This is a genomic window from Rhizobacter sp. SG703 (assembly GCF_012275445.1).
GTDB lineage: Bacteria > Pseudomonadota > Gammaproteobacteria > Burkholderiales > Burkholderiaceae_C > Rhizobacter.
The window spans coordinates 1-16,810 of record NZ_JAAZQK010000022.1 but is presented as its reverse complement, the minus strand read 5'-3'; the positions used below and the strand labels follow the sequence as shown (position 1 = coordinate 16,810).

The 16,810-nt window shown below is 64.5% G+C and carries 14 protein-coding genes and 1 tRNA gene; 14 read left to right on the top strand and 1 reads right to left on the bottom strand.

The features are described 5' to 3' along the window. The 10 genes from FHT26_RS29290 to rpoC all read left to right on the top strand — a co-directional run. On the top strand, positions 1-99 hold a 99-nt coding region (locus FHT26_RS29290), incomplete at its 5' end, for an EF-Tu C-terminal domain-related protein (protein ID WP_490362819.1). A 17-nt stretch (positions 100-116) separates the two neighbouring features. Then, positions 117-192: transfer RNA gene (locus FHT26_RS29285), tRNA-Trp, on the top strand. 96 nt (positions 193-288) lie between these two features. After that, on the top strand, positions 289-672 hold the full coding sequence (gene secE / locus FHT26_RS29280) for a preprotein translocase subunit SecE (protein ID WP_168563598.1): 384 nt from the start codon (positions 289-291) through the stop codon (positions 670-672). A gap of 64 nt (positions 673-736) precedes the next feature. Continuing rightward, on the top strand, positions 737-1,282 hold the full coding sequence (gene nusG / locus FHT26_RS29275; RefSeq protein WP_047595378.1) for a transcription termination/antitermination protein NusG: 546 nt from the start codon (positions 737-739) through the stop codon (positions 1,280-1,282). Between the two features lie 164 nt (positions 1,283-1,446). After that, complete coding sequence (gene rplK / locus FHT26_RS29270) at positions 1,447-1,878, top strand: 50S ribosomal protein L11 (protein ID WP_056813863.1); 432 nt, start codon at positions 1,447-1,449, stop codon at positions 1,876-1,878. A gap of 2 nt (positions 1,879-1,880) precedes the next feature. Further along, positions 1,881-2,591 (top strand): 50S ribosomal protein L1, encoded by a 711-nt coding sequence (rplA, locus tag FHT26_RS29265; RefSeq protein WP_168563597.1) that lies wholly within the window; start codon positions 1,881-1,883, stop codon positions 2,589-2,591. 276 nt (positions 2,592-2,867) lie between these two features. Next, the gene (rplJ, locus tag FHT26_RS29260) at positions 2,868-3,398 is read left to right on the top strand and encodes a 50S ribosomal protein L10 (RefSeq protein ID WP_056813875.1); all 531 of its coding nucleotides are present in this window, start codon (positions 2,868-2,870) and stop codon (positions 3,396-3,398) included. Positions 3,399-3,440: 42 nt separating this feature from the next. Then, positions 3,441-3,821, top strand: a complete 381-nt coding sequence (gene rplL / locus FHT26_RS29255; protein ID WP_056813858.1) for a 50S ribosomal protein L7/L12 — start codon at positions 3,441-3,443, stop codon at positions 3,819-3,821. A gap of 311 nt (positions 3,822-4,132) precedes the next feature. Continuing rightward, positions 4,133-8,257, top strand: coding sequence for a DNA-directed RNA polymerase subunit beta (gene rpoB / locus FHT26_RS29250; RefSeq protein ID WP_168563596.1), 4,125 nt, complete (start codon positions 4,133-4,135; stop codon positions 8,255-8,257). A gap of 127 nt (positions 8,258-8,384) precedes the next feature. Then, positions 8,385-12,602: a DNA-directed RNA polymerase subunit beta' gene (rpoC, locus tag FHT26_RS29245; protein ID WP_168563595.1), complete on the top strand. Its 4,218-nt coding sequence runs from the start codon at positions 8,385-8,387 to the stop codon at positions 12,600-12,602. A gap of 43 nt (positions 12,603-12,645) precedes the next feature. Here rpoC and FHT26_RS29240 read toward each other — a convergent pair whose 3' ends face one another. Further along, positions 12,646-13,098 (bottom strand): PIN domain-containing protein, encoded by a 453-nt coding sequence (locus FHT26_RS29240; RefSeq protein ID WP_168563594.1) that lies wholly within the window; start codon positions 13,096-13,098, stop codon positions 12,646-12,648. 269 nt (positions 13,099-13,367) lie between these two features. Here FHT26_RS29240 and rpsL point away from each other — a divergent pair, with 269 nt between their 5' ends. From rpsL to FHT26_RS29220, 4 genes are all read left to right on the top strand, one after another. Then, the gene (gene rpsL / locus FHT26_RS29235; RefSeq protein ID WP_047595374.1) at positions 13,368-13,748 is read left to right on the top strand and encodes a 30S ribosomal protein S12; all 381 of its coding nucleotides are present in this window, start codon (positions 13,368-13,370) and stop codon (positions 13,746-13,748) included. 178 nt (positions 13,749-13,926) lie between these two features. After that, positions 13,927-14,397: a 30S ribosomal protein S7 gene (gene rpsG, locus FHT26_RS29230; protein WP_056813848.1), complete on the top strand. Its 471-nt coding sequence runs from the start codon at positions 13,927-13,929 to the stop codon at positions 14,395-14,397. A gap of 86 nt (positions 14,398-14,483) precedes the next feature. Beyond that, positions 14,484-16,586, top strand: a complete 2,103-nt coding sequence (gene fusA, locus FHT26_RS29225) for an elongation factor G (protein WP_168563593.1) — start codon at positions 14,484-14,486, stop codon at positions 16,584-16,586. A 131-nt stretch (positions 16,587-16,717) separates the two neighbouring features. Then, positions 16,718-16,810 (top strand): GTP-binding protein (locus FHT26_RS29220; protein WP_005434227.1); only part of this gene is annotated, 93 nt, incomplete at its 3' end.

Here is a 16,810-nt window from a genome sequence, read left to right as displayed (position 1 = left end):
CTGATCGCCCCGATCGCGATGGAAGAAGGCCTGCGCTTCGCCATCCGTGAAGGCGGTCGCACCGTCGGCGCCGGCGTCGTCGCCAAGATCCTCGAGTAATTGCGTTTGAAGGCCACAGGGGTATAGCTCAACTGGCAGAGCGCTGGTCTCCAAAACCAGAGGTTGGGGGTTCGATTCCCTCTGCCCCTGCCAATCGATGAGGTTGGTGGCCCAAGCAGCCCGCACGGCGACGAAAAGTCCCGGCGGGCTTTGCTGCTGTAAAGCGGCACATGTTTTTTGAAGAGCGAAATGTCGAATCCACAAGTCGAAACCGTCTCCACGGGTGCTGACAAGGCCAAGCTCGCCGCTTCCGGCGTGCTGGTGATCGCGGCCGTGGCGGCGTTCTATGCGCTCGGCAAACAGGATCTGTGGCTGCGCGTCGGCGCGCTGGTCCTGCTGCTGGTGGCCGCGGTCGCGCTGTTCTTCACGTCGGAAAGCGGCAAGCAGTTGATCGCCTTCGGGCAGGATTCGGCGCGCGAAGTCCGCAAGGTCGTCTGGCCGAGCCGCAAGGAGGCGACGCAGATGACGATGTACGTCTTCGCCTTCGTGGTCGTGATGGCGCTCTTCCTGTGGTTCACCGACAAGACGCTCGAATGGGTGCTGTACGACCTGATCCTGGGCTGGAAGCGTTGAGGACATCCTGATGAGCGAACAACAGCCCAACGAACAAACCGCCGCCGACGCCGCGCCCGCGACCATGGCGCCGGCCGGCAACAAGCGCTGGTACGTGGTGCATGCCTATTCGGGCATGGAGAAGGCCGTCGAACGCAACCTGCGCGAGCGCATCGACCGCGCCGGCATGCAGGACAAGTTCGGCCGCATCCTGGTGCCGATGGAAGAAGTCGTCGAGCTGAAGAACGGCAAGAAGGCCGTCACCGAGCGCCGCTTCTTCCCGGGCTATGTGCTGGTCGAGATGGAAATGGCCGACGACACCTGGCACCTGGTGAAGCACACCAGCAAGGTCACCGGCTTCGTCGGCGGCGCGAAGAACCGCCCGGCGCCGATCTCCGAGGCCGAGGTGATGAAGATCGTCACCCAGATGCAGGAAGGTGTCGAGAAGCCGCGCCCGAAGGTCGAGTGGGAAGTGGGCGAACTGGTGCGCGTCAAGGAAGGCCCGTTCACCGACTTCAACGGCGCGATCGAGGACGTCAACTACGACAAGTCGAAGGTGCGCGTCTCGGTCACGATCTTCGGCCGCGCGACGCCGGTCGAGCTCGACTTCTCGCAAGTGGAAAAGGTCTGACGGCCTGAAGCATTCGGGCCCGGATGGCGGCCCGGCAAGGCAACTTGCCAGAGGCCATCCCGTTGATGCCGGTGACGAGACACCGGTACGAGGAGCAAGGGTAACCAGCCCCTTGCGTTGGTACTCAAGGCCCGTCTGCCAAGGCGGGCCTCATTGGAGAAATCATGGCAAAGAAAATTGTCGGCTTCATCAAGCTGCAAGTCCCGGCCGGCAAGGCCAACCCGTCGCCCCCGATCGGCCCGGCCCTCGGCCAGCGCGGCCTGAACATCATGGAGTTCTGCAAGGCGTTCAACGCGCAGACCCAGGGTGTCGAACCCGGCCTGATGCTGCCGGTCGTGATCACCGCGTTCGCGGACAAGTCCTTCACGTTCATCATGAAGTCGCCCCCGGCGACCGTGCTGATCAAGAAGGCGATCAAGCTCGACAAGGGCTCGGCCAAGCCGCACACCGACAAGGTCGGCAAGATCACTCGCGCCCAGCTCGAAGAGATCGCGAAGACCAAGGTCAAGGACCTGACGGCGGCCAACATGGATGCCGCCGTTCGCACCATCGCCGGCACCGCCCGCTCGATGGGCGTGACCACTGAAGGAGTCTGAGCATGGCCAAGCTGACCAAACGCCAAAAGGCCCTCGCCGGCAAGGTCGAGAGCACCAAGCTGTACGCCCTCGACAACGCGCTGGCGATCGTCAAGGAATGCGCGACCGCCAAGTTCGATGAATCCATCGACGTGGCCGTGCAACTCGGCATCGACGCGAAGAAGTCCGACCAGGTCGTGCGTGGCGCCGTCGTGCTGCCCAACGGCACCGGCAAGACCAAGCGCGTCGCCGTGTTCGCCCAGGGTGCCAAGGCCGAAGAAGCCCGCGCCGCCGGCGCCGACGTCGTCGGCATGGAAGACCTGGCCGAGCAAGTGAAGGCCGGCAACCTGAATTTCGACGTCGTGATCGCCTCGCCGGACACGATGCGCATCGTCGGTACGCTGGGCCAGATCCTCGGCCCGCGCGGCCTGATGCCGAACCCGAAGGTCGGCACCGTGACGCCCGACGTGGCCACCGCGGTGAAGAACGCCAAGGCCGGCCAAGTGCAGTTCCGCGTCGACAAGGCCGGTATCGTCCACAGCACCATCGGCCGTCGTTCGTTCGACTCCGACAAGCTGGTCGGCAACCTGCGCGCGCTGATCGAGGCCCTGAACAAGGCCAAGCCGGCGTCGAGCAAGGGCATCTACCTGCGCAAGGTCGCGGTGTCGTCGACGATGGGCGTCGGTGCCCGCGTGGACGTCGCTTCGATCAACGCGTCGGCAACGGCCGCCTGATCTGACAGATCAAGGACTGGCACGAGTCTGGTGCCGGTCCGATGAATTGGTGGGCCGCTGCGGCGCAAGTCGTAGCGGGCCATCCAAGACCGCAGGCGCGGCTTCGGCCGCTTAATCGACGAGACGGTGGAAACACCCGATCCGACGCCCGCGCAGATGGCGATCCCACTGGCAAGGAATTCCGGTTCCAAGGCAGAGGTCGCTGAATCGTGGTGTGTCCGGAGGCTGCCGTTTCAAACGACGGCGCTGAAAGACACGATGTGTGAGGAGCAGACCTTGAGTCTCAATCGCAACGAGAAAGCAGCCGTGGTGACGGATGTGGCCGCGCAAGTCGCGCGTTCGCAGACGTTGGCGCTGGCCGAGTACCGTGGCCTCACCGTGGCTCACCTTGACACCCTGCGCAAGCAGGCGCGCGACAAGGGCGTGTACCTTCACGTGCTGAAGAACACCCTGGCTCGCCGTGCCGTTGCCGGTACGTCGTTCGAGGTGGCCGCGGAAAGCTTCGTCGGCCCGCTGATCTACGGTTTTTCCGAGGACCCCGTTGCCGCGGCCAAAGTCATCGCCGACTTTGCCAAGGGCAACGACAAGCTCGTCATCAAGGCTGGCGCGTACGCCGGCAAGGTCCTGAACGCCGACGGCGTGAAGGCCCTGGCCAGCATCCCCAGCAAGGAAGTGCTGCTGTCGCAACTGGCCGGCCTGCTGATGGCACCGGTGCAGCGCACCGCCGCCGTCCTGGCTGCACTGGCCAAGAAGCGCGGGGAAGGTGCAGCAGAAGCTGCGCCGGCCGCCGAAGCTGCCGCCGCCTGAAGACGACCCTCTCAACCTTTACCTGATCTCTAGGAACCCAAAATGGCATTCGATAAAGACGCATTCCTGACCTCGCTGGACAGCATGTCGGTGATGGAACTCAACGACCTGGTCAAGGCCATCGAAGAGAAGTTCGGCGTGACCGCCGCTTCCATGGCCACCGGCGGTGGCGGCGGCGGCGGCGGCGCTGCTGCAGCCGTCGTTGAAGAAAAGACCGAATTCAACGTCATGCTGCTGGAAGCTGGCGCGAACAAGGTGTCGGTCATCAAGGCCGTGCGCGAACTGACGGGCCTGGGCCTGAAGGAAGCCAAGGACCTGGTCGACGGCGCTCCGAAGCCCGTCAAGGAAGCCATCCCCAAGGCCGACGCAGAAGCCGCTGTCAAGAAGCTGGTGGAAGCCGGCGCGAAGGCCGAAATCAAGTAATTCGGCTGGTCAGCAGCGGGCTGGGTGCCGGTTTTCGGCCCCAGCCTTTTGCGCTTCAGGGGTTTGTCTCCCTGAGGGCACCTGAAAAGGCGGGAACAACGACAATGTCGAACTTCCCCTCCTTTTCAAGTGTTCTCTGATCCGACTGCAGAGAACGGGTTTGGTCGGACTCCGGTGCAATGCCGGGGTTGTCCGCCAGCGGTTGGTAGTGGCCAACCACCAAGCGTCGAACGCAATGTTCGAAAGACAGTCGCCGACGGGAGCAGGCCTGGGCCCGGCTCTGTTCCCCGATACGGAGTGAGAAATCACATATGGCGCAGCACGCAACCCCCTACAGCTACACCGAGCGCAAGCGGATTCGCAAGAGCTTCGGCAAGCGCGAGAGTGTCCTCAACGTTCCCTATCTGCTGACGATGCAGAAGGAGTCGTACGTCGCCTTCCTCCAGAAGGACGTCGCTCCGCAGAAACGCAAGCCGGAAGGCTTGCAGGCCGCTTTCCTCTCCGCTTTCCCGATCGTGTCGCACAACGGGTTCGTCGAGATGAAGTTCATCGAGTTCAACATGGCCAAGCCTGCGTTCGACACGCGGGAGTGCCAGCAGCGTGGCCTGACCTACGCCGCTGCGGTGCGCGCCAAGCTGCAGATGATCATCTATGACCGCGAGTCGCCGCAGGCGAAGACGGTCAAGGAAATCAAGGAACAAGAGGTCTACATGGGCGAAGTGCCGCTCATGACCGACTACGGTTCGTTCATCGTGAACGGCACCGAGCGCGTGATCGTCTCGCAGCTGCACCGCTCGCCGGGCGTGTTCTTCGAACACGACAAGGGCAAGACGCACAGCTCGGGCAAGCTGCTGTTCAGCGCCCGCATCATTCCGTACCGCGGCTCCTGGCTCGACTTCGAGTTCGACCCGAAGGACATCCTGTACTTCCGCGTCGACCGCCGCCGCAAGATGCCGGTGACGATCCTGCTGAAGGCCATCGGCCTGAACCCGGAATCGATCCTCGCGAACTTCTTCGTGTTCGACAACTTCCGCCTGATGGACTCCGGTGCCCAGATGGAGTTCGTCGCCGACCGCCTGCGCGGCGAAGTGGCGCGCTTCGACATCACCGACAAGAACGGCAATGTCGTCGTCGAGAAGGACAAGCGCATCACGGCGCGCCACACGCGCCAGATCGAGCAGAGCGAGACGCAGTTCATCAGCGTCCCGGAAGACTTCCTGCTCGGCCGCTTCCTGGCCCGCAACATGGTCGACCCGGACACCGGCGAGATCATCGCGAAGGCGAACGACGAGCTGACCGATTCGCTGCTGAAGAAGCTGCGCGCCGCCGGTGTGAAGGAGATGCAGTGCATCTACACCAACGAGCTGGACGAAGGCGCCTACATCTCGCAGACGCTGGCCGCCGATGAAACGGCCGACCAGCTGGCCGCGCGCGTCGCCATCTACCGCATGATGCGCCCCGGCGAGCCGCCGACCGAAGACGCCGTCGAGGCACTCTTCAACCGGCTGTTCTACAACGCCGACACGTACGACCTGTCGCGCGTGGGCCGCATGAAGTTCAACGCCCGGGTCGGCCGCGACGTGCCGGAAGGCCCGATGACGCTGAGCAACGACGACATCCTCGACGTCGTGAAGATCCTCGTCGAGCTGCGCAACGGCCGCGGCGAGGTCGACGACATCGACCACCTGGGCAACCGCCGCGTGCGCTGCGTCGGCGAACTGGCCGAGAACCAGTACCGCTCGGGCCTGGCCCGGATCGAGAAGGCCGTCAAGGAACGCCTCGGCCAGGCCGAGACCGAAGCGCTGATGCCGCACGACCTGATCAACTCCAAGCCGATCTCCGCGGCGTTGAAGGAGTTCTTCGGTGCGTCGCAGCTGTCGCAGTTCATGGACCAGACCAACCCGCTGTCCGAGATCACGCACAAGCGTCGCGTCTCGGCCCTGGGCCCGGGCGGCCTGACCCGCGAACGCGCCGGCTTCGAAGTCCGCGACGTGCACCCGACCCACTACGGCCGCGTGTGCCCGATCGAGACGCCGGAAGGCCCGAACATCGGCCTGATCAACTCGCTCGCCCTGTACGCGCAGCTCAACGAATACGGCTTCCTCGAGACGCCGTACCGTCGCGTGGCCGACGGCAAGGTGACGAACCAGATCGACTACCTGTCGGCCATCGAGGAAGGCAAGTACGTGATCGCCCAGGCGAACGCGACGCTGGACGCCGACGGCAAGCTGATCGACGAACTGGTCTCCGCGCGCGACAACGGCGAATCGATCCTGACCTCGCCGGAACGCATCCAGTACATGGACGTGGCGCCGACGCAGATCGTGTCGGTGGCCGCTTCGCTGGTGCCGTTCCTCGAGCACGACGATGCGAACCGCGCACTGATGGGCGCCAACATGCAGCGCCAGGCCGTGCCGACGCTGCGCCCCGAGAAGGCGTTGGTCGGTACCGGCGTCGAACGCGTCGCCGCGAAGGACTCGGGCACGGTCGTGGCCGCGCGCCGCGGCGGTGTCGTGGACTATGTCGACACCAACCGCATCGTGATCCGCGTCAACGACAACGAGACGGTGGCCGGTGAAGTCGGCGTCGACATCTACAACCTGATCAAGTACCAGCGTTCGAACCAGAACACGAACATCCACCAGCGTCCGATCGTCAAGCGCGGCGACGCCGTCTCGGCCGAGGACATCATCGCCGACGGCGCCTCGACCGACATCGGCGAGCTGGCGCTCGGCCAGAACATGCTGGTCGCGTTCATGCCCTGGAACGGCTACAACTTCGAAGACTCGATCCTGATCAGCGAACGCGTGATCGCCGACGACCGCTACACCTCGATCCACATCGAGGAGCTGGTGGTGATGGCGCGCGACACCAAGCTGGGCTCGGAAGAAATCACGCGCGACATCCCGAACCTGAGCGAGCAGCAACTGGCTCGCCTGGACGAATCGGGCATCGTGTACGTGGGCGCCGAAGTCAACCCGGGCGACACGCTGGTGGGCAAGGTCACGCCGAAGGGCGAGACCACGCTGACGCCGGAAGAGAAGCTGCTGCGCGCGATCTTCGGCGAGAAGGCGTCCGACGTGAAGGACACCTCGCTGCGCGTCGACCAGGGCACGAGCGGCACCGTCATCGACGTGCAGGTCTTCACCCGCGAAGGCATCCAGCGCGACAAGCGCGCGCAACAGATCATCGACGATGAGCTGAAGCGCTACCGCCTCGACCTGAACGACCAGCTGCGCATCGTCGAGGCCGACGCGTTCGACCGGATCGAGAAGCTGCTGGCGGGCAAGGTCGCCAACGGCGGCCCGCAGAAGATCGCCAAGGGCACGACGATCGACAAGGCGTACCTCGCCAGCGTCGAGAAGTACCACTGGTTCGACATCCGCCCGTCCGACGACGAAGTGGCCAACCAGCTCGAGTCGATCAAGAACTCGCTCGAGCAGACCCGCCACAGCTTCGACCTCGCGTTCGAAGAGAAGCGCAAGAAGCTGACGCAGGGCGACGAACTGCCGGCCGGCGTGCTGAAGATGGTGAAGGTGTACCTGGCCGTCAAGCGCCGCCTGCAACCGGGCGACAAGATGGCCGGCCGCCACGGCAACAAGGGCGTCGTGTCGAAGATCAACCCGATCGAAGACATGCCGCACATGGCCGACGGCACGCCGTGCGACATCGTGCTGAACCCGCTGGGCGTGCCGTCGCGGATGAACGTCGGGCAGGTGCTCGAGGTTCACCTGGGCTGGGCCGGCAAGGGCATCGGCCAGCGCATCGGCGACATGCTGCAGGCGCAGGCCAAGGTGGCCGAGCTGCGCAAGTTCCTCGACGAGCTGTACAACAAGTCGGGCGGCAAGACCGAGCGCCTCGATCACCTGAGCGACGACGAGATCCTCGAGATGGCCGGCAACCTGAGCAAGGGCGTGCCGTTCGCGACGCCGGTGTTCGACGGCGCCGCCGAAGAGGAAATCCGCGGCATGCTGAAGCTGGCCTACCCGGACGAGATTGCCAAGCTGAAGGGCCTGACGGCCACGCGCACCCAGGCCACGCTGTACGACGGCCGCACCGGCGATGCTTTCGAGCGTCCGGTCACGGTCGGCTACATGCACGTGCTGAAGCTGCACCATCTGGTCGACGACAAGATGCATGCCCGTTCCACCGGCCCGTATTCGCTGGTCACGCAGCAACCGCTGGGCGGCAAGGCCCAGTTCGGCGGCCAGCGCTTCGGCGAAATGGAAGTGTGGGCACTGGAAGCCTACGGCGCGTCGTACGTGCTGCAGGAGATGCTGACCGTCAAGTCGGACGACGTGAACGGCCGCACCAAGGTGTACGAGTCCATCGTCAAGGGCGAGCACGCGATCGAGGCCGGCATGCCGGAATCGTTCAACGTGCTGGTGAAGGAAATCCGTTCGCTCGGTATCGACATCGAGCTCGAGCGCAACTGATGACCCACCCCCGTAGCGGCTTCTCCGCACCCCCTCGAGGGGGCGCCGCCAGCGGCCCGGCAAAGCCGGTTCCGCGGCGGCTGCTTGGCAATGCGATTAACAGCGTTTTGAGATTTAGGAGCGTGCAATGAAGGGACTACTCGACCTGTTCCGCCAGTTCACCCCTGATGAGCATTTCGATGCCATCAAGATCGGACTGGCCTCTCCCGAGAAAATTCGGTCCTGGTCCTTCGGCGAGGTGAAGAAGCCGGAGACCATCAACTACCGCACTTTCAAGCCGGAGCGCGACGGGCTCTTCTGCGCGAAGATCTTCGGCCCGATCAAGGACTACGAGTGCCTGTGCGGCAAGTACAAGCGCCTGAAGCACCGTGGCGTGATCTGCGAGAAGTGCGGCGTCGAAGTGACGCAGACCAAGGTCCGCCGCGACCGCATGGGTCACATCGACCTGGCGGCGCCGTGCGCGCACATCTGGTTCCTGAAGTCGCTGCCGTCGCGCCTGGGCCTGGTGCTCGACATGACGCTGCGCGACATCGAGCGCGTGCTGTACTTCGAAGCGTACGTGGTGGTCGACCCCGGCATGACCCCGCTGAAGAAGTTCAGCATCATGTCGGAAGACGACTATGACGCGAAGCGCACCGAATTCGGCGACGAGTTCATCGCGCTGATGGGCGCCGAGGGCGTGCAGAAGCTGCTCGCCGAGATGGACCTCGACGTCGAGATCGAGCGCCTGCGCGGCGACATGACCGGCTCCGAGCTGAAGGTCAAGAAGAACTCCAAGCGCCTGAAGGTGATGGAAGCCTTCAAGAAGTCGGGCATCAAGCCGCAGTGGATGGTGATGAACGTGCTGCCGGTGCTGCCGCCGGACCTGCGTCCGCTGGTGCCGCTGGACGGCGGCCGCTTCGCCACGTCGGACCTGAACGACCTCTACCGCCGCGTCATCAACCGCAACAACCGCCTGGCCCGCCTGCTCGAACTGAAGGCGCCGGAGATCATCGTGCGCAACGAGAAGCGCATGCTGCAGGAAGCGGTCGATTCGCTGCTGGACAACGGCCGTCGCGGCAAGGCGATGACCGGTGCCAACAAGCGCGCGCTGAAGTCGCTGGCCGACATGATCAAGGGCAAGAGCGGCCGCTTCCGCCAGAACCTGCTGGGCAAGCGCGTCGACTACTCGGGCCGTTCGGTCATCGTGGTCGGCCCGACGCTGAAGCTGCACCAGTGCGGCCTGCCGAAGCTGATGGCGCTCGAGCTGTTCAAGCCGTTCATTTTCTCGCGCCTCGAAGCCATGGGCATCGCCACCACCATCAAGGCGGCGAAGAAGGAAGTGGAATCGGGCACGCCGGTGGTGTGGGACATCCTTGAAGAAGTCATCAAGGAACACCCGGTCATGCTGAACCGCGCGCCGACGCTGCACCGCCTGGGCATCCAGGCGTTCGAGCCGGTGCTGATCGAAGGCAAGGCGATCCAGCTGCACCCGCTGGTGTGCGCTGCGTTCAACGCCGACTTCGACGGCGACCAGATGGCCGTCCACGTGCCGCTGTCGATCGAAGCGCAGATGGAAGCCCGCACGCTGATGCTGGCCTCCAACAACGTGCTGTTCCCGGCCAACGGCGAACCGTCGATCGTGCCGTCGCAGGACGTGGTGCTCGGCCTGTACTACGCCACCCGCGAGCGCATCAACGGCAAGGGCGAAGGCATCATCTTCTCCGACGTCGTCGAAGTGCAGCGCGCGCTGGACAACGCGCAGGTCGAGATCACCGCGCGCATCAGCGTGCGCCTGACCGAGTGGACGAAGAACAAGGCGACCGGCGAATTCGTGTCGGAGACCAAGCTCGTCGACACCACCGTCGGCCGTGCGCTGCTGTCCGAGATCCTGCCGAAGGGCCTGCCGTTCTCGAACATCAACAAGGCGCTGAAGAAGAAAGAAATCTCGCGCCTGATCAACACCTCGTTCCGCAAATGCGGTCTGAAGGAAACGGTCGTGTTCGCCGACAAGCTGCTGCAGGCGGGCTTCCGCCTGGCCACGCGCGCCGGCATCTCGATCGCGATCGACGACATGCTCGTGCCGAAGGAAAAGCCGGGCCTGATCGACCGCGCCGAGAAGGAAGTGAAGGAGATCGAGCAGCAGTATGTCTCGGGTCTCGTCACCGCCGGCGAGCGCTACAACAAGGTCGTGGACATCTGGGGCAAGACCGGCGACGAAGTCGGCAAGGTCATGATGAGCCAGCTGGCCAAGCAGCGCGTGCTGGACCGCAACGGCAAGGAAGTCGACCAGGAGTCGTTCAACTCCATCTACATGATGGCCGACTCGGGTGCGCGCGGCTCCGCGGCGCAGATCCGCCAGCTGGCCGGCATGCGCGGCCTGATGGCCAAGCCGGACGGCTCGATCATCGAGACGCCCATCACGGCGAACTTCCGTGAAGGTCTGAACGTGCTGCAGTACTTCATCTCCACCCACGGCGCCCGCAAGGGCCTGGCGGACACGGCGCTGAAGACGGCGAACTCCGGCTACCTGACGCGTCGCCTGGTCGACGTGACGCAGGACCTGGTGGTCACCGAAGACGACTGCGGCACGCAGAACGGCATGAACATGCGCGCGCTGGTCGAAGGCGGCGAAGTGATCGAATCGCTGCGCGACCGCATCCTCGGCCGCGTCACGGCGATCGAAGTGCAGCACCCGGAAACGGGCGAGCTGCTGCTGACCGGCGGCACCATGCTCGACGAAGACGCACTCGACGGCCTCGAAGCCGCCGGCGTCGACGAAGTGAAGGTGCGCACCGCGCTGACCTGCGGCACGCGCTTCGGCCTGTGCGGCAAGTGCTACGGCCGCGACCTCGGCCGCGGCGGCCTGGTGAACCGCGGCGAAGCGGTCGGCGTGATCGCGGCGCAGTCGATCGGCGAACCGGGCACGCAGCTGACGATGCGCACGTTCCACATCGGCGGCGCGGCTTCGCGCGCGGCGGTGGCGTCGAGCGTCGATGCGAAGTCCGATGGCCACATCGGCTTCAACGCGACGATGCGCTACGTGACCAACGGCAAGGGCGACCTGGTCGTGATCTCGCGTTCGGGTGAAATCATCATCGCCGACCAGCACGGTCGCGAGCGTGAGCGCCACAAGGTGCCGTACGGCGCGATCCTGAACATCAAGCCCGACCAGCAGATCAAGGCCGGCACGGTGCTGGCGAACTGGGATCCGCTGACCCGCCCGATCATCACGGAATTCGCCGGCAAGGCGAAGTTCGAGAACGTCGAGGAAGGTGTCACGGTCGCCAAGCAGCTCGACGAAGTGACCGGCCTGTCGACGCTGGTGGTGATCGACCCGAAGCGCCGCGGCGCGGCGAAGGTCGTTCGCCCGCAGGTCAAGCTGCTGGACGCCAACGGCAACGAAGTGAAGATCCCCGGCACCGACCACTCGGTGACGATCGGCTTCCAGGTCGGCTCGCTGATCCAGATCCGCGACGGCCAGGACCTGGCCCCGGGCGAGGTGCTGGCGCGCATTCCGGTCGAAGGCCAGAAGACCCGCGACATCACCGGCGGTCTGCCGCGCGTGGCCGAACTCTTCGAGGCGCGCAGCCCGAAGGACAAGGGCACGCTGGCCGAGATGACCGGCACGGTCTCGTTCGGCAAGGAGACCAAGGGCAAGGTTCGCCTGCAGATCACCGACCCGGAAGGCAAGGTCTACGAAGAGCTCGTCCCGAAGGAAAAGAACATCGTGGTCCACGAAGGCCAGGTGGTCAACAAGGGCGAGTCGATCGTCGACGGTCCGGCCGATCCGCAGGACATCCTGCGCCTGCTGGGCATCGAGGAACTGGCGCGCTACATCGTCGACGAGGTGCAGGACGTCTACCGTCTGCAGGGCGTGAAGATCAACGACAAGCACATCGAGGTGATCGTTCGCCAGATGCTGCGCCGCGTGCAGATCGTCAACCCGGGCGACACGGCGTACATCCTCGGCGAGCAGGTCGAGCGTTCGGAGCTGCTGGACACCAACGACCGGATGATCGCCGAAGGCAAGATGACGGCGACGCACGCCGACGTGCTGCTGGGCATCACGAAGGCGTCGCTGTCGACCGACAGCTTCATCTCGGCCGCGTCCTTCCAGGAAACCACCCGCGTGCTCACCGAGGCTGCCATCATGGGCAAGCGCGACGAGCTGCGTGGCCTGAAGGAAAACGTGATCGTCGGTCGCCTGATCCCGGCCGGTACCGGCATGGCCTTCCACGATGCACGCCGCGTCAAGGAAGAGATGGACGACGCGGAGCGCCGCGCGATCGCGATGCAGGAGGCGGAGGAATTCGCTTCCGTGCAGGAAGCGCCGGCGGAAGCCGGTGGCGATGCGACCGAGTGAGTGATTGCTCCTTGAGCATGAGGGCGGCTTCGGCCGCCCTTTTTCATGGCGGTGGCGGGATCCAGGCCTCGGGTGTCAGGATCGCGAGGCCGCGCGGAAGCGCGCGGCGCGCGAGCCGCAGCACCGCGCGGTCGCGGGTGAGCAGCCAGTCGGCGCGGTGCAGCGCGAAGTCGATGAATTTCTGATCGTCGGGATCGGTGCAGCGCAGCGGCGCGGCCAACGGGGCCGGCGGCGGATTGTCCTCTATGTGAGCGCATGCACTCCATGCCGACCAGATGCGGTCGACGTCCATCGATGGGTTCCTGGGCAGCCCGCGGCGCAACACCTCGGCCAGTTCAGCCCGCATCTCGGCGGTGGCGACCCAGCGCAAGCGGCCGCTCTCGACCGCCCGGGCGATCGGATCGACGGCCGGATTGGCGAACACCAGCCAATCGAGGACGACGTTGGTGTCCAGCACGGCGCGGGGCGGATCGAAGCGGAAGGTGGGTGGGGTCATCGGGGTCGGGTGGCAAGCCGACAAGCCCTTGCTTGCGGCAGTACGGCGCTACGAATATAATCGCGGGCTTTTCAGCAGATTCTGCTTCGCTCTTTTGTCGGTCCTGCGCTTCACGAAGCCAGGGTCGATCGGGCGGTCGAACGATCCCGCAGCCTCGCGGTTCAATCGTCGGCCACACGCCCGGGGAGGGCGCGACGCTTCTTCCGAAAGTGCTCTGGTGTCAGAAGTGATTTCAGGGCAGTGACTTCAAACGGGAACAAGTTACCAACATGCCAACCATCAATCAACTCGTTCGTCTCGGCCGTGAGGTCGAGAAGACGAAGTCCAAATCCCCGGCGCTGCAGGGTGGACCCCAGCGCCGCGGTGTGTGCACCCGCGTGTACACCACCACCCCGAAGAAGCCGAACTCGGCGCTGCGTAAAGTGGCCAAGATTCGCCTGACCAACGGGTTCGAAATCATTTCCTACATCGGCGGCGAAGGCCACAACCTGCAAGAGCACAGCGTCGTGCTCGTGCGCGGCGGCCGCGTGAAGGACCTGCCGGGTGTTCGCTACCACATCGTGCGCGGCTCGCTCGACCTGCAAGGCGTGAAAGACCGCAAGCAGGCGCGTTCCAAGTACGGCGCGAAGCGTCCGAAGGCCGGCAAGTAAGCTGGTTTCGTGGAGTCGTCATCGCAGGAGTTCAAGCTCCGGCATGGCGTGTTGCGGTTGCGGCGGGTACGGATCCCGCCGGGCCGAGTAAGTGGAAGCCCGGGTGCAGAAAGCGCCTTCGTGGTGACCGCGGTGCTGGCAGCGATGCCCGCGCCAACTGAAGATCAAAGGAAGAGAAATGCCTCGTCGTCGCGAAGTACCCAAGCGTGAGATCCTCCCCGATCCGAAATTCGGTTCGGTCGACCTCTCCAAGTTCATGAACGTGATCATGGAGTCCGGCAAGAAGGCTGTCGCCGAACGCATCATCTACGGTGCGCTGGAGCAGGTCGAAAAGAAGTCGGGCAAGGACCCGCTGGAGATCTTCACGGTCGCGCTGAACAACATCAAGCCGATGGTCGAAGTGAAGTCACGCCGCGTCGGCGGTGCGAACTACCAAGTTCCCGTGGAAGTTCGCCCCGTCCGCCGCGTGGCCTTGGCCATGCGCTGGTTGAAGGAATCGGCCCGCAAGCGCGGCGAGAAGTCGATGGCCCAGCGCCTCGCGAACGAACTGCTGGAGGCCGTCGAAGGCCGCGGCGGCGCGATGAAGAAGCGCGATGAAGTGCACCGCATGGCGGACGCCAACAAGGCGTTCTCGCACTTCCGCTTCTAAGAACGAAGTCCCCGGATCCCAATCCCCCCGGCCGCTCTTCGGGTTTCCACGAACCCGCGAGCGGCCCCTGCTTTTGGAGTGCCATCATGGCCCGCAAGACCCCCATCGAGCGCTATCGCAACATCGGCATCTCGGCCCACATCGACGCCGGCAAGACCACGACCACCGAACGCATCCTGTTCTACACGGGTGTGAACCACAAGATCGGTGAAGTGCACGATGGCGCCGCCACGATGGACTGGATGGAGCAGGAGCAGGAGCGCGGCATCACGATCACGTCGGCCGCGACGACCTGTTTCTGGAAGGGCATGGAGCTCAACCACCCCGAGCACCGCATCAACATCATCGACACCCCCGGGCACGTCGACTTCACGATTGAAGTCGAGCGCTCGATGCGCGTGCTCGACGGCGCCTGCATGGTGTATTGCGCCGTCGGCGGCGTGCAGCCGCAGTCGGAAACCGTCTGGCGCCAGGCCAACAAGTACAAGGTGCCTCGCCTCGCGTTCGTCAACAAGATGGACCGCACCGGCGCGAACTTCTACAAGGTCTACGACCAGATGAAGGCGCGCCTGAAGGCGAACCCGGTGCCCATCGTGATCCCGATCGGCGCCGAAGACGGCTTCAGCGGCGTGGTCGACCTGATCAAGATGAAGGCGATCATCTGGGACGAAGCGTCGCAGGGCATGAAGTTCGACTACCAGGACATCCCGGCCGACCTGCAGGCCGACGCCAAGAAGTGGCGCGAGAACATGATCGAGGCCGCCGCTGAATCCAGCGAAGACCTGATGAACAAGTACCTCGAGTCGGGCGACCTGAGCGAAGCCGAGATCAAGCAGGGCATCCGCACCCGCACGATCGCGTCGGAGATCCAGCCGATGCTGTGCGGCACCGCATTCAAGAACAAGGGCGTGCAGCGCATGCTCGACGCCGTGATCGACTTCATGCCGTCGCCGATCGACATCCCGCCGGTGCCGGGCACCGACGAGGACGAGAAAGTCATCACCCGCAAGGCCGACGACAGCGAGAAGTTCGCGGCGCTGGCCTTCAAGCTGATGACCGACCCGTACGTGGGCCAGCTGACCTTCGTGCGCGTCTACTCGGGCGTGCTGAAGTCCGGCGACTCGGTCTTCAATCCGATCCGCGGCAAGAAGGAGCGCATCGGCCGGATCCTGCAGATGCACGCGAACCAGCGTGAAGAAATCAAGGAAATCCTGGCCGGCGACATCGCCGCCTGCGTGGGCCTGAAGGACGTGACCACCGGCGAGACGCTGTGCGATCCGGACAACGTCATCACCCTCGAGAAGATGATCTTCCCGGAGCCGGTGATCTCGCAGGCCGTCGAGCCGAAGACCAAGGCCGACCAGGAAAAGATGGGCATCGCGCTGGGTCGCCTTGCCGCGGAAGATCCGTCGTTCCGCCTGCGCACCGACGAAGAATCGGGCCAGACCATCATTTCCGGCATGGGCGAGCTGCACCTGGAAATCATCGTCGACCGCATGAAGCGCGAGTTCGGCGTCGAAGCCAACGTCGGCAAGCCGCAGGTGGCCTACCGTGAAACCATCCGCAAGGCCGCGACCGATGTCGAAGGCAAGTTCGTGCGCCAGTCGGGCGGCAAGGGCCAGTACGGCCACGTCGTGCTGACCGTCGAGCCGCAGGAGCCGGGCAAGGGCTTCGAGTTCGTCGACGCGATCAAGGGCGGCGTCGTGCCGCGCGAGTTCATCCCCGCGGTGAAGAAGGGCGTCGAAGACTCGCTGCCGAACGGCGTGCTGGCCGGCTTCCCGGTGGTCGACGTGAAGGTCACGCTGACCTTCGGTTCGTACCACGAAGTCGACTCGAACGAAAACGCGTTCAAGATGGCCGCGTCGCTGGGCTTCAAGGACGGCTGCCGCAAGGCCAGCCCGGTGATCCTCGAGCCGATGATGGCGGTCGAGGTCGAGACCCCGGAAGACTACGCCGGCAACGTGATGGGTGACCTGTCATCCCGCCGTGGCATGGTGCAGGGCATGGACGACATGCCCGGCGGCGGCAAGGTCATCAAGGCCGAGGTTCCGCTGTCGGAAATGTTCGGCTACTCGACCACGCTGCGCTCGATGTCGCAAGGCCGTGCCACGTACACGATGGAGTTCAAGCACTACAGCGAAGCTCCGAAGAACGTGGCCGACGCGATCATCACCGCACGCGGCAAGTGATTCAGCCAGTTAGTTAGACGAAGCCGGTCTTCGTCGTCTGCTTCGCGCGATGCCAGTGGCGTGCGAAACCAGTGGGCGGCGGAGACCTTAAACCCAGCACTGGAAGTGCTCTTTGATACGGAGAATCTGAAATGGCAAAAGGCAAATTCGAGCGGACCAAGCCGCACGTGAACGTTGGCACGATTGGTCACGTGGACCATGGGAAGACGACGCTGACGGCGGCG

What these genes read in the sequence shown, in the direction of transcription:
- secE (WP_168563598.1), top strand. Translation starts at nt 289, where the DNA reads ATGTCGAATCCACAAGTCGAAACCGTCTCCACGGGTGCTGACAAGGCC.
- nusG (WP_047595378.1), top strand. Translation starts at nt 737, where the DNA reads ATGGCGCCGGCCGGCAACAAGCGCTGGTACGTGGTGCATGCCTATTCG.
- rplK (WP_056813863.1), top strand. Translation starts at nt 1,447, where the DNA reads ATGGCAAAGAAAATTGTCGGCTTCATCAAGCTGCAAGTCCCGGCCGGC.
- rplA (WP_168563597.1), top strand. Translation starts at nt 1,881, where the DNA reads ATGGCCAAGCTGACCAAACGCCAAAAGGCCCTCGCCGGCAAGGTCGAG.
- rplL (WP_056813858.1), top strand. Translation starts at nt 3,441, where the DNA reads ATGGCATTCGATAAAGACGCATTCCTGACCTCGCTGGACAGCATGTCG.
- rpoB (WP_168563596.1), top strand. Translation starts at nt 4,133, where the DNA reads ATGGCGCAGCACGCAACCCCCTACAGCTACACCGAGCGCAAGCGGATT.
- rpoC (WP_168563595.1), top strand. Translation starts at nt 8,385, where the DNA reads ATGAAGGGACTACTCGACCTGTTCCGCCAGTTCACCCCTGATGAGCAT.
- FHT26_RS29240 (WP_168563594.1), bottom strand. Translation starts at nt 13,098, where the DNA reads ATGACCCCACCCACCTTCCGCTTCGATCCGCCCCGCGCCGTGCTGGAC.
- rpsL (WP_047595374.1), top strand. Translation starts at nt 13,368, where the DNA reads ATGCCAACCATCAATCAACTCGTTCGTCTCGGCCGTGAGGTCGAGAAG.
- rpsG (WP_056813848.1), top strand. Translation starts at nt 13,927, where the DNA reads ATGCCTCGTCGTCGCGAAGTACCCAAGCGTGAGATCCTCCCCGATCCG.
- fusA (WP_168563593.1), top strand. Translation starts at nt 14,484, where the DNA reads ATGGCCCGCAAGACCCCCATCGAGCGCTATCGCAACATCGGCATCTCG.